Annotated in this window: 3 protein-coding genes; 1 reads left to right on the top strand and 2 read right to left on the bottom strand. The window is 72.7% G+C overall.

Annotated features, from left to right (window positions below):
* Positions 1 to 833: 833 nt before the first annotated feature.
* Positions 834 to 1,661 (bottom strand): enoyl-CoA hydratase/isomerase family protein, encoded by an 828-nt coding sequence (locus WMF11_RS01425; RefSeq protein WP_437976164.1) that lies wholly within the window; start codon positions 1,659 to 1,661, stop codon positions 834 to 836.
* A 544-nt stretch (positions 1,662 to 2,205) separates the two neighbouring features.
* On the bottom strand, positions 2,206 to 3,096 hold the full coding sequence (locus WMF11_RS01430; protein ID WP_437906627.1) for a 3-hydroxyacyl-CoA dehydrogenase family protein: 891 nt from the start codon (positions 3,094 to 3,096) through the stop codon (positions 2,206 to 2,208).
* A gap of 317 nt (positions 3,097 to 3,413) precedes the next feature.
* Between WMF11_RS01430 and WMF11_RS01435 the strand changes: the two genes are divergently transcribed.
* Complete coding sequence (locus tag WMF11_RS01435; protein WP_437976165.1) at positions 3,414 to 14,567, top strand: tetratricopeptide repeat protein; 11,154 nt, start codon at positions 3,414 to 3,416, stop codon at positions 14,565 to 14,567.
* The last annotated feature ends 13 nt before the right edge of the window (positions 14,568 to 14,580 follow it).

The following is a 14,580-nucleotide window of genomic DNA, read 5'->3' on the forward strand; positions in this document are numbered from 1 at the left end:
CGGTGATGCCTGCCGCTGGTGGACGCCTCGCCCTCGCGGGCACTGCCGGGGCGCACGAAGCCATCACTGCCGAGGCGCGCCGCGCGCCCGTCGGTGCCCCCATCGAGCAGACATGGGCGCGCCGACGAGCGATCGAGGCCCTGTGATGCGATGGCCGAGGCCGAGAAATTGACCCAGACGCATCACGCGAAGAGTCGTCGAGCACACGTCTTGAATTATGTCCCCCTTAGATAAAACCTGTTTACTTTATCGCCGTGCGGGTGCAGCGCCTGTCGCGTGCAGCGCCTGAGCGGGGTCTCTCGTGCGCTTGAATACAAGGCGCCGGCGCGTTCTTTCCGCAGTGTGCTTTGTTCGTCCGGGCTCTTTACTCGGGAGCAGGCGTCCGGTGTACGGCCTGCTGCCTCGTGGCATCTCTTATTGAAGAGATGAGGGATTTCGTGTTCGCTCGTCTCGGAATGCACGGCGAACGCTGCGCTGTGCGCTGTCTCCGGTGGAGGGGTATGCCCGGCTCGAACGTGAATTCCCGCTGCGCTTGTGTGTGTGGGTTGCGCGCCCGCCTGGCCGCCTTCGTGTCTGGAGCGCTCTGCTCGCTCGGCGTGCAGTCATTGCACTTTGTTATCGACAACGCGCTTGCGGATGCCACAATCTGACTACCGCATGCGCACCGGCGCGGACCCCCCAGCCCGGAGCGCATGCGGTCTTTTTTCTTCGCACCGTGGCGGACGTTCAAGACTCCGGCGCGGTGTCCCTGCCGCGGTCATTCTGGGCCCCCCTCCAGCGTGATGCGCGGTATTTTTTTGCCGTCGAGCGCGCGGTTCGCGCCTCCCGAGCCTTCACTTGCCCGTGAATGTGGCCTGCGATTTCGCCAGGAACGCTTTCATTCCGAGCTGTTGATCTTCGCTGCCGAAGAGCGCGGCGAATGCCTGGGCTTCCAGCTCGTTGGCGGCGGCGAGGTCGAGGCTCTCGCCGCGCAGGAGGACGCGTTTGGCGGCGGCGACGGCGAGCGGCCCGCGCGAGGCGATCTTGAGGGCGGTCTCGCGGGCGCGCGCGAGGAGCTCGGTCGCCGGGAAGACGGCGTTGACGAGCCCGATCGACAGCGCCTGCTGGGCGGTGATCATGTCTCCTGAATAGACGAGCTCGCGCGCGCGTCCTGGCCCGACCCGTCGCAGCAGCCGCTGGGTCCCGCCGAACCCCGGGATGACGCCCAGGTTCACCTCGGGCTGGCCGAGCTTGGCGCCTTCGGCGGCGTAGATGAAGTCGCATGCGAGGGCGAGCTCGCAGCCGCCGCCCAGCGCGAAGCCGTTGACGGCGGCGATCACGGGGAAGGGGGCAGTCTCGATGAGCTCGGCGAGCCGGTGGCCTGCGTCGGCGAACCGTTTCGCGGCGATGCTGTTCATGGTCGCCATCTCCGCGATGTCGGCGCCGGCGACGAACGCCTTGCCGGCGCCGGTCAGCACCGCCGCGCGGACCTCGTTGCCCTCGGCGGGCGCGAGGAGGTCGCGGAAGGCCGTGGTGAGCTCGCCGAGGACGGCGGGGTTCAGGGCGTTGAGTTTGTCGGGCCGCTGGATGGTCACGATGGCGACGTGATCCGCGCGCTCGACGGCGACGAACTGGAGCGTACCGCGAGCAGGGGCCCCCGGCTGCTGTTCTTGAGCGGTCATGGAGCGTGGTTAGCAGCGCCCCGCGCCGGTGGGAAGCGCCTGCCGTGAGCCAGGGAAGGCGTCATTCCGTGTCCGCCCGATCCCGCTGTGTCGAGGCCGTTGCCGAGCCGACGAGCGAGCGATTTCCGGAGGAGTCTCGCACCTGTTCCGGGACATGGCCCGTCGCTCGATGATCCGAACTCACCGCTTGAGTGCGGGTGCGCGACGTGACGGTCCTGTCGCGAGCCCGCGTGCGATCGTGGTGAGTCGGGCAGACCGCCCGTCCTCCGACCCGCACACCCGTGTTCGCCTCGCGCGTATCCCGTCGCCGCTCCCCCGTCATCATCCCCCCTGGAGAGAGCCAGGGAGGGAGGGGGTGCCGCGCGGGGGGCCGGCGGGGTAGGGCCCCACGAACCCGAGCGCCGGCCCGCTTCGTGCGACGCCCTCTCGGATCGGCTCCGCCGTTCAGCCGGCCACGGCCCCCCAAAAGGCGCGAGTTCGTGGGAGGGGCCCCCGCCGGCCCCCCGCGCGGCGCCCCCTCCCTCCCTGGCTCCGCAGCAGCCGCCTACACCGCCCGCCCGCTCTTCTGCCCCTTCTCGTCGTACACGTAGAACCCCCGCCCGCTCTTCTTCCCGTACCACCCCGCCGCCACCAGGTTCCGGAGCAACGTGGCCGCCCGGTACTTCGAGTCCCCGAACTCCCGGTGCAGCACCTCCGCGATCGACAGCACCGTATCGAGCCCGATCAGGTCGGCGAGCTCGAGCGGCCCCATCGGGTGGTTCAGCCCGAGCCGCGCCCCCGCGTCGATGTCCTCCGGCGTGGACAGCCCCTCCTGGAGCGCGAAGCACGCCTCGTTGAGGAAGGGGATCAGCATCCGGTTCACGATGAACCCGGGCTGGTCCTTCGAGGTGATCACCGTCTTGCCGAGCCCAACCGAGAGCGCCCGGACGGCCTCGTACGTCGCGTCCGACGTCTGGACCCCACGGACGAGCTCGACGAGCTTCATCAGCGGCACCGGGTTCATGAAGTGCATCCCGATGACCAGCTCAGGCCGGCCGGTCGCCGCCGCCAGCCGCGTGATCGAGATCGACGACGTGTTCGACGCCAGGATCGCCCCCTTCGGCAGCGCCGCGTCGGCGAGCTTGAAGATCCCGCTCTTCACCTCGAAGCTCTCGGTCACCGCCTCCACGGCCAGGTCGACCCCGGCCAGGCCCGACATCCCGTCGGCCACCGCGACCCGGCCGAGGAGCGCCTCCCGCGCCTCCGCGGCCAGCTTGCCCTTCTCCACCTGCTTCGCGAGAATGGCGGCGATCTGGGCCTTGCCCGACTCCGCCAGCGCCCTCGAGACGTCGCACAGGACCACCTCGAGGCCCGCGGCCGCGGCGACCTGGGCGATGCCTCGCCCCATCTGGCCCGCGCCGATCACCCCGAAGCGCTTGATCGTCGTAGCTTCCATGCCCGCGGTTGATAGCCGAAGCCGAGAGCGCGGTGAACCGCCCTCGGCCGCGGCCTGACGGCCCGCCCGCTCGGACGTCCACGCGCCACAGGAGCAGAAGCGCGCGAAAGCTCCGGCCGACCTTCCAGGCCCGCGGGGGCGAGGAACCTTGAAACCGTGTCGTCCGCCCGGCTATCTTCGCCCGGCCCGTGAACGGACCGGACCGAATTCGCGAGGTCCGCGGAGAGACGATGAGCGTTGAGACGATTCGGATGGCCCTTGGGCGTCTGCAGGATGAGCCCGAAAACGAGGCAGCCTGGAACGAGCTCGCGGAGGCCGTGACTGCTCCGAACAACGGCGCGGGCCCCGGGGACGTCGAGCGCCTGCTCGGCGCGGCGCGCGGGCGGCACGAGCAGCGGAAGGAATGGCAGGCCGTGGCCCGCCTCCTCGAGCTGGAGATCGCCCTCGCCGCAGGCAGCGCCGTCGAGCCCGCGATGCAGGCCGAGCTCGCCCGCGTCTACCACGAGGAGCTCATCGACGTCGACCGCGCGGCGGCCGCGTACAAGCGGCTGCTCGAGCTGCGCCCCGACGACGACGCCGCGGCCGAGGCGCTCGAGACCGACGCCTCGAAGCGCGAGCGGTGGCGCGACCTCGTGGACCGGTACGTGGCCGAGGCCGAGGGCGCGACCGACGGCGCCTTCAAGAGCGCGCTCTACACGAGCGCGGCCGACATCGGCTACCGCTACGGCCGCGCCGAGCTCGGCGCCAGGGTGGCCGAGCTCATCGAGCTCGCCCTCATGCTCGACCCGAAGAACCTCCGCGCGGCCAACCTCGCCGAGATCGCCTTCTCCTCCGCGGGGGACTGGGACGCCGTCGTCCGCGTCCAGTCGCTCGTCAAGGCCGAGGCCCAGCTCAAGGAGGACCGCATCGCGGCGGCCCTCCGCGCCGCGCGCACCACCAAGGCCCGCTTGAACGATCCGGCCCGCGCGGTCGGGGCGTACGAGGAGCTGCTCGACCTCTCGCCCGGCCAGCCCGAGGCGCTCTCGTTCCTGACCGAGGCCTACTCCGCCGCCGGCGACTGGGATCGCCTCGTCGCCCTCTACGAGGACCAGCTCCGCAGCGGCGGCGTGAAGCCCGGCGAGGAGCTCGGCATGCTCGTGCAGATCGCCATGGTCCACTGGCGCATGCGCGGCCAGCCCCAGGCGGCCGAGCCCTATTTCGACCGCGTGCGCCGCGCCGACCCCGCGCACGCCGGGATGCTCAACTTCTACCGCGAGGTCCTCGAGCAGCGCGGCGACAAGCCGCGGCTCACGACGATCCTCACGGACGCGCAGCGCGCCGTGCCCGACGGCGCCGAGAAGCGCGCCATCGCCACGGAGCTCGCGCGGCTCGCCGAGTCGCAGGAGAACGCCGCCAAGGCGATCGAGCAGTACAAGTCCGTGCTCCGGACCGACCCGGAGAACCGCCAGGCGCGCGACGCGCTGAAGCGCCTCTACCTGCAGACCGAGGGGTACAACGCCCTCGTCGAGCTCCACCGGCAGGACCTGGAGCGCACGCCCGCCGACGACGTCGCCGGCAGGGTCGGGGTGCTCCGCGACATCGCCGGGATCTACCGCGATCGCGCCAAGAACGACGCGGCCCTCGTCACGGTCCTCACCCAGATCGTCCAGCTCGACGACAAGGACGTCGACGCCGTGCGGGAGCTGACCCGCATCTACGAGTCGCTCGGGCGCTGGCGCGACCTGCTCTCGTACCAGCAGCGCCTCGCCGAGCTGACCGAGAGCCCCGCCGAGAAGGCGGGGCTCTACCGCGCGGTCGCGCGGCGCTGGTTCGACCAGTTCTCCAACGTCCAGAACGCCATCGCGGCGTACGAGGCGCTGCTCACGGTCGAGCCGATCGACGAGGAGGCGCAGCAGAAGCTCCGCGAGCTCTACCTGAAGCGGCGCGCCTGGCCGCAGCTCTACTCGCTCTACGAGCGCAAGCTCGAGGGCGCCGAGGGCGCCGCGAAGATCGAGCTCCTCGGCGAGATGGCCAAGCTCGCGGCCGAGCGGCTCGACCGCGGCGCGGACGCGATCGCGCTGCAGAAGCGGATCCTCGAGCTCGACCCGAGCGCCCCCGGGGTGCTCGACGCGCTGGAGAAGCAGGCCGAGCGCGAGAAGGACTTCGGCACGGTCGCCGAGGTGCTCGAGCGCCGCGTCGACCTCGCGCCCGACGACGCGGCGCGGCTCGTCTCGCTGCAGAAGCTCGGGGCGGTGTACGCCGAGCGCCTCAAGGATCCGGCCCAGGCGGCGCGGACGTGGCGGCGCGTGCTCACGCTCTCGCCGGGGCACGCGCGCGCGCTCCGCGTCCTGCGCGACGCGTACTTCGCCGCGGGCGACTGGGACGGGCTCGAGGAGCTCTACGCCTCGCAGAACGACTGGGAGGGCCTCGTCGACTTCCTCTCGGGCGCGGCGGACAAGGCGACCGACCCGGCCACGAAGCTCGACATCTCCTTCCGCGCGGCCCGGATCTTCGAGGAGCAGCTCAAGGCGCCCGAGCGCGCGGCGCGCTCGTACGAGCGCGTGCTCAGCGTCTCTCCGAAGGACGCGCGCGCCGCGGCGGCGCTCGTGCCGATCTACGAGGAGGAGGAGAAGTGGGCCCGGCTGCCGGCGCTCTACGAGATCCTCCTCGACGCGACCGACGACGCCGAGGCGCAGGTCGGCATGCTGCGCAAGCTCGCGGCGGTGACGGGCGGGCCGCTCTCGGACAAGCCGAGCGCGCTCGGCTACGCGCGCCGCGCCTACGAGCTGAAGCCGGACGACGACGGGCTCGATCTGCTCGAGGCCTGGTCGCGGGCGGCGGGCTCGTGGGGGCCGTTCGTCGAGGCGGTCGAGGGCCGGCTCCGGACGGCGGAGGACCTCGAGACCGACGTGCAGCGCACGCTGCGGCTGAAGCTCGCCGAGGTGTACGCGCGCGAGATGGGCAAGCTCGACGAGGCGGTCACCGTCTACCGCGGCCTCGTCGAGGACGATCCGTCCGACGACGCCACGGTGCGGGCGCTCGACGCGCTCCTCCGGGCGAACGAGCGGCAGGCCGATCTGCGGTGGCTGTTCGAGCTCAGGGCGAGCCAGGTCGGGGGCGAGGACCGCGCCGAGATCCTCGAGGAGTGGGCGACGCTCGAGGAGGAGGTCTTCGGCGACCCCGCGAAGGCGATCGAGCTCCTGCGCAAGGTCATCGCGCTCACGCCCGGGCGCATCAACGCGCTGCGGGTGCTCTCGCGCCTCCTGAACGCCGCGGGCGAGTACGAGGCGGCGTCCGTGATCGTGGCCACGCACCGCGACGTCAGCGAGGGCGACGAGCGGGCGCGCCGCGAGATCGAGCTCGCGACGCTCTACCTGGACCGGCTGGATCGGCCGGCGGACGCGTTCGAGGCGGCGGTGCGCGCGCTCGATCTGGCGGCGCACGACCCGGACGCGATCACCGTCCTCTCGCGGCTCGTCGAGCGCCCGGAGACGCGCGTGCGCGCGGCCAAGGTGCTCGCCGTCGAGTACGCCGAGACGGGCAACCACCGGCGCGAGGCGATGGCGCTCCGGGTCATCCTCGAGTCGGAGCGGGATCCGGCGCGGCGGCGGGAGCTCTACCTCACGCTCGCGAGCGTCGAGGAGACGAAGCTGCACGCGGCCGGGACGGCGTTCGACGCGCTCCTCCGGGCGCTGCACGAGTTCTCGGACGACATCGAGCTCTGGGATCGCGCCGCCGAGCTGTCGCGGCGCGCCGGCCGCCCGACCGACCTCGCGGAGGCGTACCGCGTGCACCTCGTCGCGGGCCGCACCGAGGGCGACAAGGTGCTCGGCAGCTCCGTGGAGGTCGAGCTCTGCGAGCGCGCGGCGAGCCTCCACGACGAGCAGCTCGGCGACCCGGAGGGCGCGAAGCCCTACCTGGAGCGGGTGCTGAGCCTCGACCCGAACAACCACCGCGCGTTCGAGCGGCTGAAGCAGATCCTGACGGCGGCCGAGCGGTGGGGCGAGCTCGAGGAGCTCTACGACCGCGCCGCGAAGGGCACGACGGACCAGAGCGAGCGCATCGAGCTGCTCAACGAGGTGGCGCTCATCGCCGAGGAGATCATCGGCGATGCCGCCAAGGCGATCGGCTACTACGAGCGCATCCTCGAGCTCGATCCGTTCTACACGGCGGCGCTCGACTCGCTGGAGAAGCTCTACGAGCGCGAGGGCCGCTTCCGCGACCTCGCCGCGCTCCTCGAGCAGCGCCTGAAGACGGCGACCGAGGCCGAGAGCGTCGAGATCAAGCTGTCGCTCGGCAGCATCTACCTCGACCGGCTGCACGAGCCCGAGGGGTCGCTCGGGCACCTCGAGGACGTGCTGCGGATCCGCCAGAACGACCCGAAGGCGCGCGAGCTCGTCGAGCGGCTGCTCGACATCGGGGCGCTCCGGCTCCGGGCGGCGCGCGTGCTCGAGGCGGTGTACGAGGCGCGGGACGAGATCCGGCAGCTCGTGCGGGTCCTCGAGATCCGGCGCCAGGGCGCCGAGACCGAGTCGGAGCGGCGCGAGCTGCTCCGCCGGGTCAGCGTGCTCCAGGACGAGCGGCTCAGGGACGACGCGGGCGCGTTCGCCAGCCTGTCGGAGCTCCTGCCGCTCGAGCCGGAGGACCTCGCGGCGCGCGAGCGGCTCATCGAGATCGGCCGGCGCCTCGGCGAGCACGAGCAGGTCGCCGAGGTGCTCACGGCGGCGGCGGACGCGTGCGGGACGGCGACCATCCGCGGCGAAATCCTGATGGAAGTCGCGAGGATCTGCGAGGACCTCCTCGGCGACGCCGACCGGGCCGAGAAGGTCTACCGGCGCGTGCTCGCCATCGATCCGACCGATCCGACGCTGGTGATCCCGGCGGCGCAGGCGCTCGGCCGCATCTACGCGGCGAAGGAGCAGCACCAGGCGCTGGCGGGCGTGCTCGCGATCGAGGTGCGCCTCGAGGAGAACGTCGAGACGCGGCGGTCGCTCTACGAGCGCATCGGCACCCTGCACGAGACGGTGCTGGACGACCCGGCCAAGGCGATCGAGGCCTGGCAGGCGCGGCTCGGCGACGACGGCGCCGACGTGGCGGCGCTCGCGGCGCTCGAGCGGCTCTACGAGCGGACGTCGCAGTGGCGGGAGCTCGTCTCCGTGCTCCGGGCGCGCGAGCAGTCGACGACGGAGCCGGAGGAGCGGCGGCGCGCGATGACCAAGGCGGCCGAGACGCTCGCGCAGAAGCTCGCCGACGTGCCCGAGGCGATCAACGCGTGGCGCGCGGTGCTCGACGAGTTCGGCCCCGAGCGCCCGACGCTCGCGGCCCTCGAGGAGCTCTACGAGCTCGACGAGCGCTGGGTCGACCTCGCCGAGACGCTGGAGGTGGACCTGTCCCTCGCGGTGGAGACGCCCGCCCGGCTCGATCTGCTGGCGCGGCTCGGCGACGTGCGGCGGCTGCACCAGGCCGACGCGACGGGGGCGCTCGAGGCGTACCGCCAGGCGCTCTCGCTCGACCCGTCGAACGCGCGCTGCCGCGCGGCGCTCGAGGCGATGCTCGAGCGGGAGGACGCGCGGCGCGACGCGGCCGAGACGCTCGAGCCGCTCTACGAGGCGGACGGCGACGCCGAGCGCCTCCTCCGGGTCCTGGAGATCAAGGTCGAGACCTCGGATCTCCCGAGCGAGCGGCTCGCCACCCTGCAGAAGTCGCTCCGCACGGCGGAGGGGCCGCTCGGCGACACGTCGCGGGCGTTCGGCTACGCGCTCCGCGGCGTGCGGGAGGCGGCGGGCGAGCCCGAGGTGACGACCTGGATCGCCACGGTCGAGCGGCTCGGCGAGGCCACCGGGCGCTGGTCCGAGGTGTGCGAGCTGTTCCAGCGCATCGCGCCGGACATCCTCGACGGCGACGTGCAGCAGAACGTGCGGCTGCGGGTCGGCGAGCTCGCGCGGCACAAGCTCGACGACCGCGAGCTCGCGGTCGAGCAGTACAAGAAGGCGCTCGAGGCCCGCGGGGACGACCGGCGGGCGATGATCGCGCTGGAGGAGCTCTACGGCGAGGCGCGCGACGCCGGGCGGCTGCTCGAGATCCTGAAGCTCCGGGTCGAGAACGCCGAGACCGACGAGGAGAAGACGGGGCTGCTCTTCCGGATCGCCGAGCTCGAGCGGGGCCCGCTCGGGGACCAGGCCAGCGCGATCGCGACCTACGAGACGATCCTCGACATCGCGCTCCACCCGGACGCGATCGCGGCGCTGGACGGCCTGTACCGCGAGGCGGGGCGCTTCCAGGACCTCATCCGGCTCTACGAGCGGCAGCTCGACGTGCGCGCGGGCGACCTCGCCGAGCTGCACGTCAAGATCGCGCTCGTCGCGCACCGGCACACCGAGGACCTGCAGCGCGCGTTCGACGAGCTCTCCGAGGCGCTGCTCATCGATCCGGCGCACGAGGGCGCGGTCTCGCTGCTCGAGGCGATCCTCGAGGGCTCGGCCGAGGCGGAGCACAGGGCGCGCGCGGGCGAGATGCTCGAGCCGGTGTACCTGCGCCGGGCGGACTGGAACCGGGTGAAGATCGCGCTCGACGCGCGCCTCGCCGCGAGCCAGGACCCGGTCGAGCGCCGCGATCTGCTGCAGCGGCTCGCGACGCTGCACGAGGAGCAGCTCGAGGATTACCGCGCGGCGCTCGAGACGGTGGCGAAGCTCCTCCACGAGGACCTCACCGACGAGGGGGTCTGGGCGGAGCTCGAGCGGCTCGCGAAGGTGGCGAGCGCGGAGCGGCGGCTCGCGGAGATCTACGCGGCGGAGCTCGGGGAGCTCACCTCGGACGACGCGTCGAGCGCGAAGCTCAGCCGGCGCACCGGCGAGCTCTACGCCCAGCTCGGCGACGTGGCGGACGCGCTGCGGTGGTACCGGCGCGCGCACGAGTTCGAGCCGGACTCGCGCGAGCTGTTCGACGCGATCGACGGGCTGCTCGTCAAGGAAGGGCGCCACGCCGAGCGCATCCAGCTCTACCGCGCGGCGCTCGACTACCGGAAGGACGAGGACCGGCTCGACGCGCTCCACACGATCGCGCGCCTGGAGCGGACGGAGCTCCGCGAGCCCGCGCTCGCGATCGAGACGTACCGCGCGGCGCTCGACGTCGACGAGAACGACGCCCGGGCGCTCGACGCGCTGACGGAGCTCTACCGCGAGCTCGACCGGCCGCGCGACCTCGCCGATCTCTACCTGCGCCGGGCCGAGGCGGCCCCGAACGGCGAGCGGGCGGCGCCCTACCGGCTCGCGCTCGCGGCGCTCCTGCGCACGCGGCTCGAGGACACCTCGGGCGCGATCGATCAGCTCGAGGCGATCGTCGGCGAGGTGCCCTCGCACGCCGAGGCGATCCGGGCGCTCGAGGCGCTCATCCAGGATCCGCAGCACAAGGCGCGGGTCGTCGAGATCCTCGGCCCGCTCTACGAGGGGGCGGACGACTGGCGGCAGCTCGTCCGGCTCAACGACGAGCGGTTCGGCCTCGCCTCGGACGCGCGCGAGAAGGTCGCGGTGCTCCGGGAGACGGCGAAGCTCTGGGAGACGCGCGGCAACGACGAGCTGCGCGCCTTCGACGCGACGCGGACGGCGTTCGGCCTCGATCCGGACGACGGCGAGACGCGCGGCGAGCTCGAGCGGCTCGCCGAGCAGCTCGGCGCCTGGGAGGAGCTCGCGGACAGCCTCGAGGCGGGCGTGACCACCACGTCGGACGAGCTCACGAAGCGCGAGCTGCTCTCGTCGCTGGCCAAGGTCTACGACACGCGCATCGACGACCCGCGCCGGGCGCTCCGCGCCTACGCGCGGCTGTCGGCGCTCGACCCGAGCGATCCCGAGCCGCTCGAGCAGATGGACACCCTGGCCGTGCTGCTCAGCGACTGGGACACGCTGATCTCCGTCCTCGAGAAGAAGAGCGAGATGGCGTCGGACGAGGAGAACGCCTCGATCTGCCGGCGGATCGCCGAGACCAAGCTCGAGATGCTCGAGGACACGGAGGGCGCCATCCAGGCGTACGAGCGCGCGCTCGAGCTCGATCCGGAGAGCGCGATGACGATCGACGCCCTCATCGAGCTGCACGAGCCGCGCGGCGCCGCGAGCCGCCTCGTGGAGCTCTACGGCCGGCGCGTCGAGCTCGCGGGCCCCGACGAGGAGGAGCTGCGCTACGACCTCAACGTGCGCGCCGCCGAGCGCTACGAGCGGGATCTCTCGAGCCCGCGCGACGCGATCGCGGCGCTCAACGCGGCGCTCGAGGCGAAGCAGGGCGATCCGGCGGTGCTGTCCTCGCTGGAGCGGCTCTACCGGGCCGAGCGGATGTGGGACGAGCTCCTGTCGAACCTGATGCTCCAGGCGAGCGCGGCCGCGGACAGGGGCGCGCGCATCAAGCTGCGGACGGCGATCGGCGACCTCTACGCGGGGGAGCTGGAGAGCCCGAGCGACGCGATCGAGCAGTACCGGCTCGTCCTCGACGAGGACGCGGTGAACGACCACGCGATCCAGGCGGTCCGCGCCATCGGCGAGGGCCGGGAGGAGCTGCGGCTCGACGCCGCCGAGGTGCTCGAGCCCGTCCTCCGCGCGGCCGGCCGCCACGAGGAGCTCGCGGCCGCGCTCGAGCTGCGCCTGCGCGCGCAGACCGAGCCGACCGACCGGGCCGCGACCCTCCGGGCGATCGCCCTCGTGCAGGACGTGCAGCTCGGCCGCCCGCTCGAGGCGGAGCAGGCGCTGCTCCGCGCGCTGGAGGACGCGCCGGACGACGCGTCGCTGCACGGCGAGATCGAGCGGCTCGCGGAGCGCACGGACGGCTTCAGCCGCTACTGCGACGCGCTCGCGCAGCGGGCCGCGGCGACGTTCGACGCGACGATCGCGAAGGACCTGTTCCTGCGGATCGGCCGCATCGCCGAGGAGAAGCTCGGCGACGACCGGCGCAGCGCCCAGGCCTACGCGAAGGCCGTCGAGCACGCCGGCGACACGCCCGAGCTCCTCGAGGCGCTGGACCGGCTCTACGGCCGCCTCGCCGACGAGCGGTCGCTCGCGGACGTGCTCGAGCGCCGCGTCGCGGTCACGCCCGGCGATCGCGACCAGGCGGATCTCTTCTACCGGCTCGCGGTGATCCAGATCGGGTCGTTCGGCGACAAGCCCCAGGGCCTGAACACCCTGCGGCAGGCGCTCGATCGCGCGGTCGATCACGAGCGGGCGAGCGGCGCGATCGAGGCGCTCACCGAGGACCCGGCGCTCTTCGACGAGGCGGCCGAGGCGCTCGAGGGCGTCTACCGGACGCGGGGCGACAACGCCGCGCTGGCGCGCCTCTACGAGAAGCGCATCCGCTTCGCGCCGGGCGGCGCGGAGCGGATCCGCATGCGCCTCGACCTGGCGAAGGTGCTCGAGGTGCGCTCGAACGACCCGAGGGCGGCGCTGGAGACCCTCGAGAAGGCGCTCGCCGACGACCCGTCGGATCCGGACGTGCTCGGCGAGATCGAGCGCCTGGCCCCGCTGACGGGCGGCTGGGCGAGCGCCGCCTCCGCCCTGGAGCGGGCGGTGCGGGCCGGGACCGAGCTCGACGGCGACACGGCGCGCGACCTGTGGATGCGCATCGCCGAGTGGCAGAAGAACAAGGTGGGCGACGCCAAGGCCGCCGAGGCGGCGTACGAGGCGGCGCTCACGCACGACGCCACGAGCGAGCACATCCTGCGGTCGATCGAGGAGCTGCAGCGGGCGCCGGGGCGCGAGCGCGACCTCATCGGCACGCTGCGCCGGATCGCCGCCCTCGACGGCATGGAAGGGAGCGCGGGCGAGCTCCGCCGCGAGGCGAAGGAGCTCGCGGAGCGCGCGCTGGGCGACCGGGAGCTCGTCGAGGCGATCCTGCGCGAGATGATCGCCGCGGACGAGGGCGACACCTGGGCGCTCGCCGAGCTCACGAAGGTGCGGGAGGAGGCGGGCGACCACAAGGAGGTCTTCCGGCTGCTCGTGCGCCAGTCCGAGCTCTACGCCGAGGCCGAGCGCATCCGCGACGCGCGGCACGCCGCCGCGGCGGTCGCGCGCGAGCGGCTCGGCGACGACGCGGCGGCGATCGAGCTCTACGAGACGCTCTTCGAGGCGGATCCGGGCGACGCGCGCGCCGCGACGGCGCTGCGCGAGCTCTACGCGAAGGCCGGCAAGCACAAGGAGCTGCTCGCGCTGCTCGAGCGGCTCACCGACCTGGCGGAGTCGCCCGAGGCCCGCTCGGCGCTGCGCCTCGAGAGCGCGGAGATCTGCCTCTCGCGGCTCGACGCCGTGAGCGAGGCGACCGAGCACCTGCGCGCGGTCCTCGACGAGCAGCCCGACAACGAGAAGGCGACCGTCCTGCTCGCCCAGCTGCTCGAGAAGACGGGCCGCGATCAGGAGCTGTCGGACCTGTTCGTCACGCAGATCGAGCGCGCGAAGGACCGCGGCGACGTCGCGGCGGAGCTCTCGTACAGCGTCCGCCTCGGCGAGGTCTACGAGGCGCGGCTGAACGACACGGCGCGGGCGATCGAGACCTACCGCGCGGTCCTCGAGCGCGAGCCGCGCCACCACGGCGCGCTCCTCGCGCTGGCGCGCCTGCACGAGCAGCGCGGGGAGAAGGCCGAGGCGGCGCAGCGGCTCGAGGTGATCCTCGAGGACGCCCGCGCCGCGGAGGCGGTCGGCACGGCGCTCCGGCTCGCGGATCTGCACCGGTCCCTCGGCGACGAGGGCGCGGTCCGGCGCGTGCTCGAGCGGGGGCTCGCGGCGGACGGGTCGGCGCAGGAGATCAGGAAGCAGCTCCTCGCCCTCTACGAGAAGCAGCAGGCCTTCACCGAGCTCGCCGATCTCATCACCGGCGACGCCGAGGCGGCCGCGCAGCCGGCCGAGAAGGTGGCGCTCTACCGCAAGGCGGCCGGCATCCACCTGGCGAAGCGGAGCGATCCCGGCCGCGCGGCGGACCTCCTGGTCAAGGCGACCGAGCTCGTGCCGGGCGACCGCGAGCTCCTGCTCGCGCTGTGCGACGCGTACAGCGCCTCGGGCCGCGGCCAGAAGGCCGCCGAGGCGCTCCAGCAGATCGTCGAGTCCTACGGCGGCCGCCGCTCGAAGGATCTCGCCGCGATCCACCACCGCCTCGCCAAGGCCTACCTGGCCGAGGGGCAGCGGGAGCGGGCGCTCGCCGAGCTCGACATCGCCTTCAAAATCGACCCGGGCTCGATCGCCATCCTCCGCGACCTCGGCGTGCTGGCGCTCGATCTGTCGGAGTCGGGCGACGACGCGGCGAAGGCGGCGCACATCGATCGCGCGCAGAAGACCTTCCGCGCCCTGCTCCTCCAGAAGCTCGACGAGGGCGCGCCGATCAGCAAGGGCGAGGTCTTCTATTACCTCGGCGTGATCAGCCACCGTCAGAACGACGACAAGAAGGCGATCCAGATGCTGGAGCGCGCGCTCGACAACGAGCGGGACTTCGCCCCGGCGAAGGAGCTCCTGGCGCAGCTCAAGAAGTGACGTAATCTCGCCG

The sequence above is a fragment of the Sorangium sp. So ce295 genome, assembly GCF_051527405.1.
GTDB classification, from domain to species: Bacteria; Myxococcota_A; Polyangia; order Polyangiales; family Polyangiaceae; genus Sorangium; species Sorangium cellulosum_B.

Excerpts from the sequence above, each read along its gene's own strand:
- WMF11_RS01425 (WP_437976164.1), bottom strand. The coding sequence starts at position 1,661 with ATGACCGCTCAAGAACAGCAGCCGGGGGCCCCTGCTCGCGGTACGCTC.
- WMF11_RS01430 (WP_437906627.1), bottom strand. The coding sequence starts at position 3,096 with ATGGAAGCTACGACGATCAAGCGCTTCGGGGTGATCGGCGCGGGCCAG.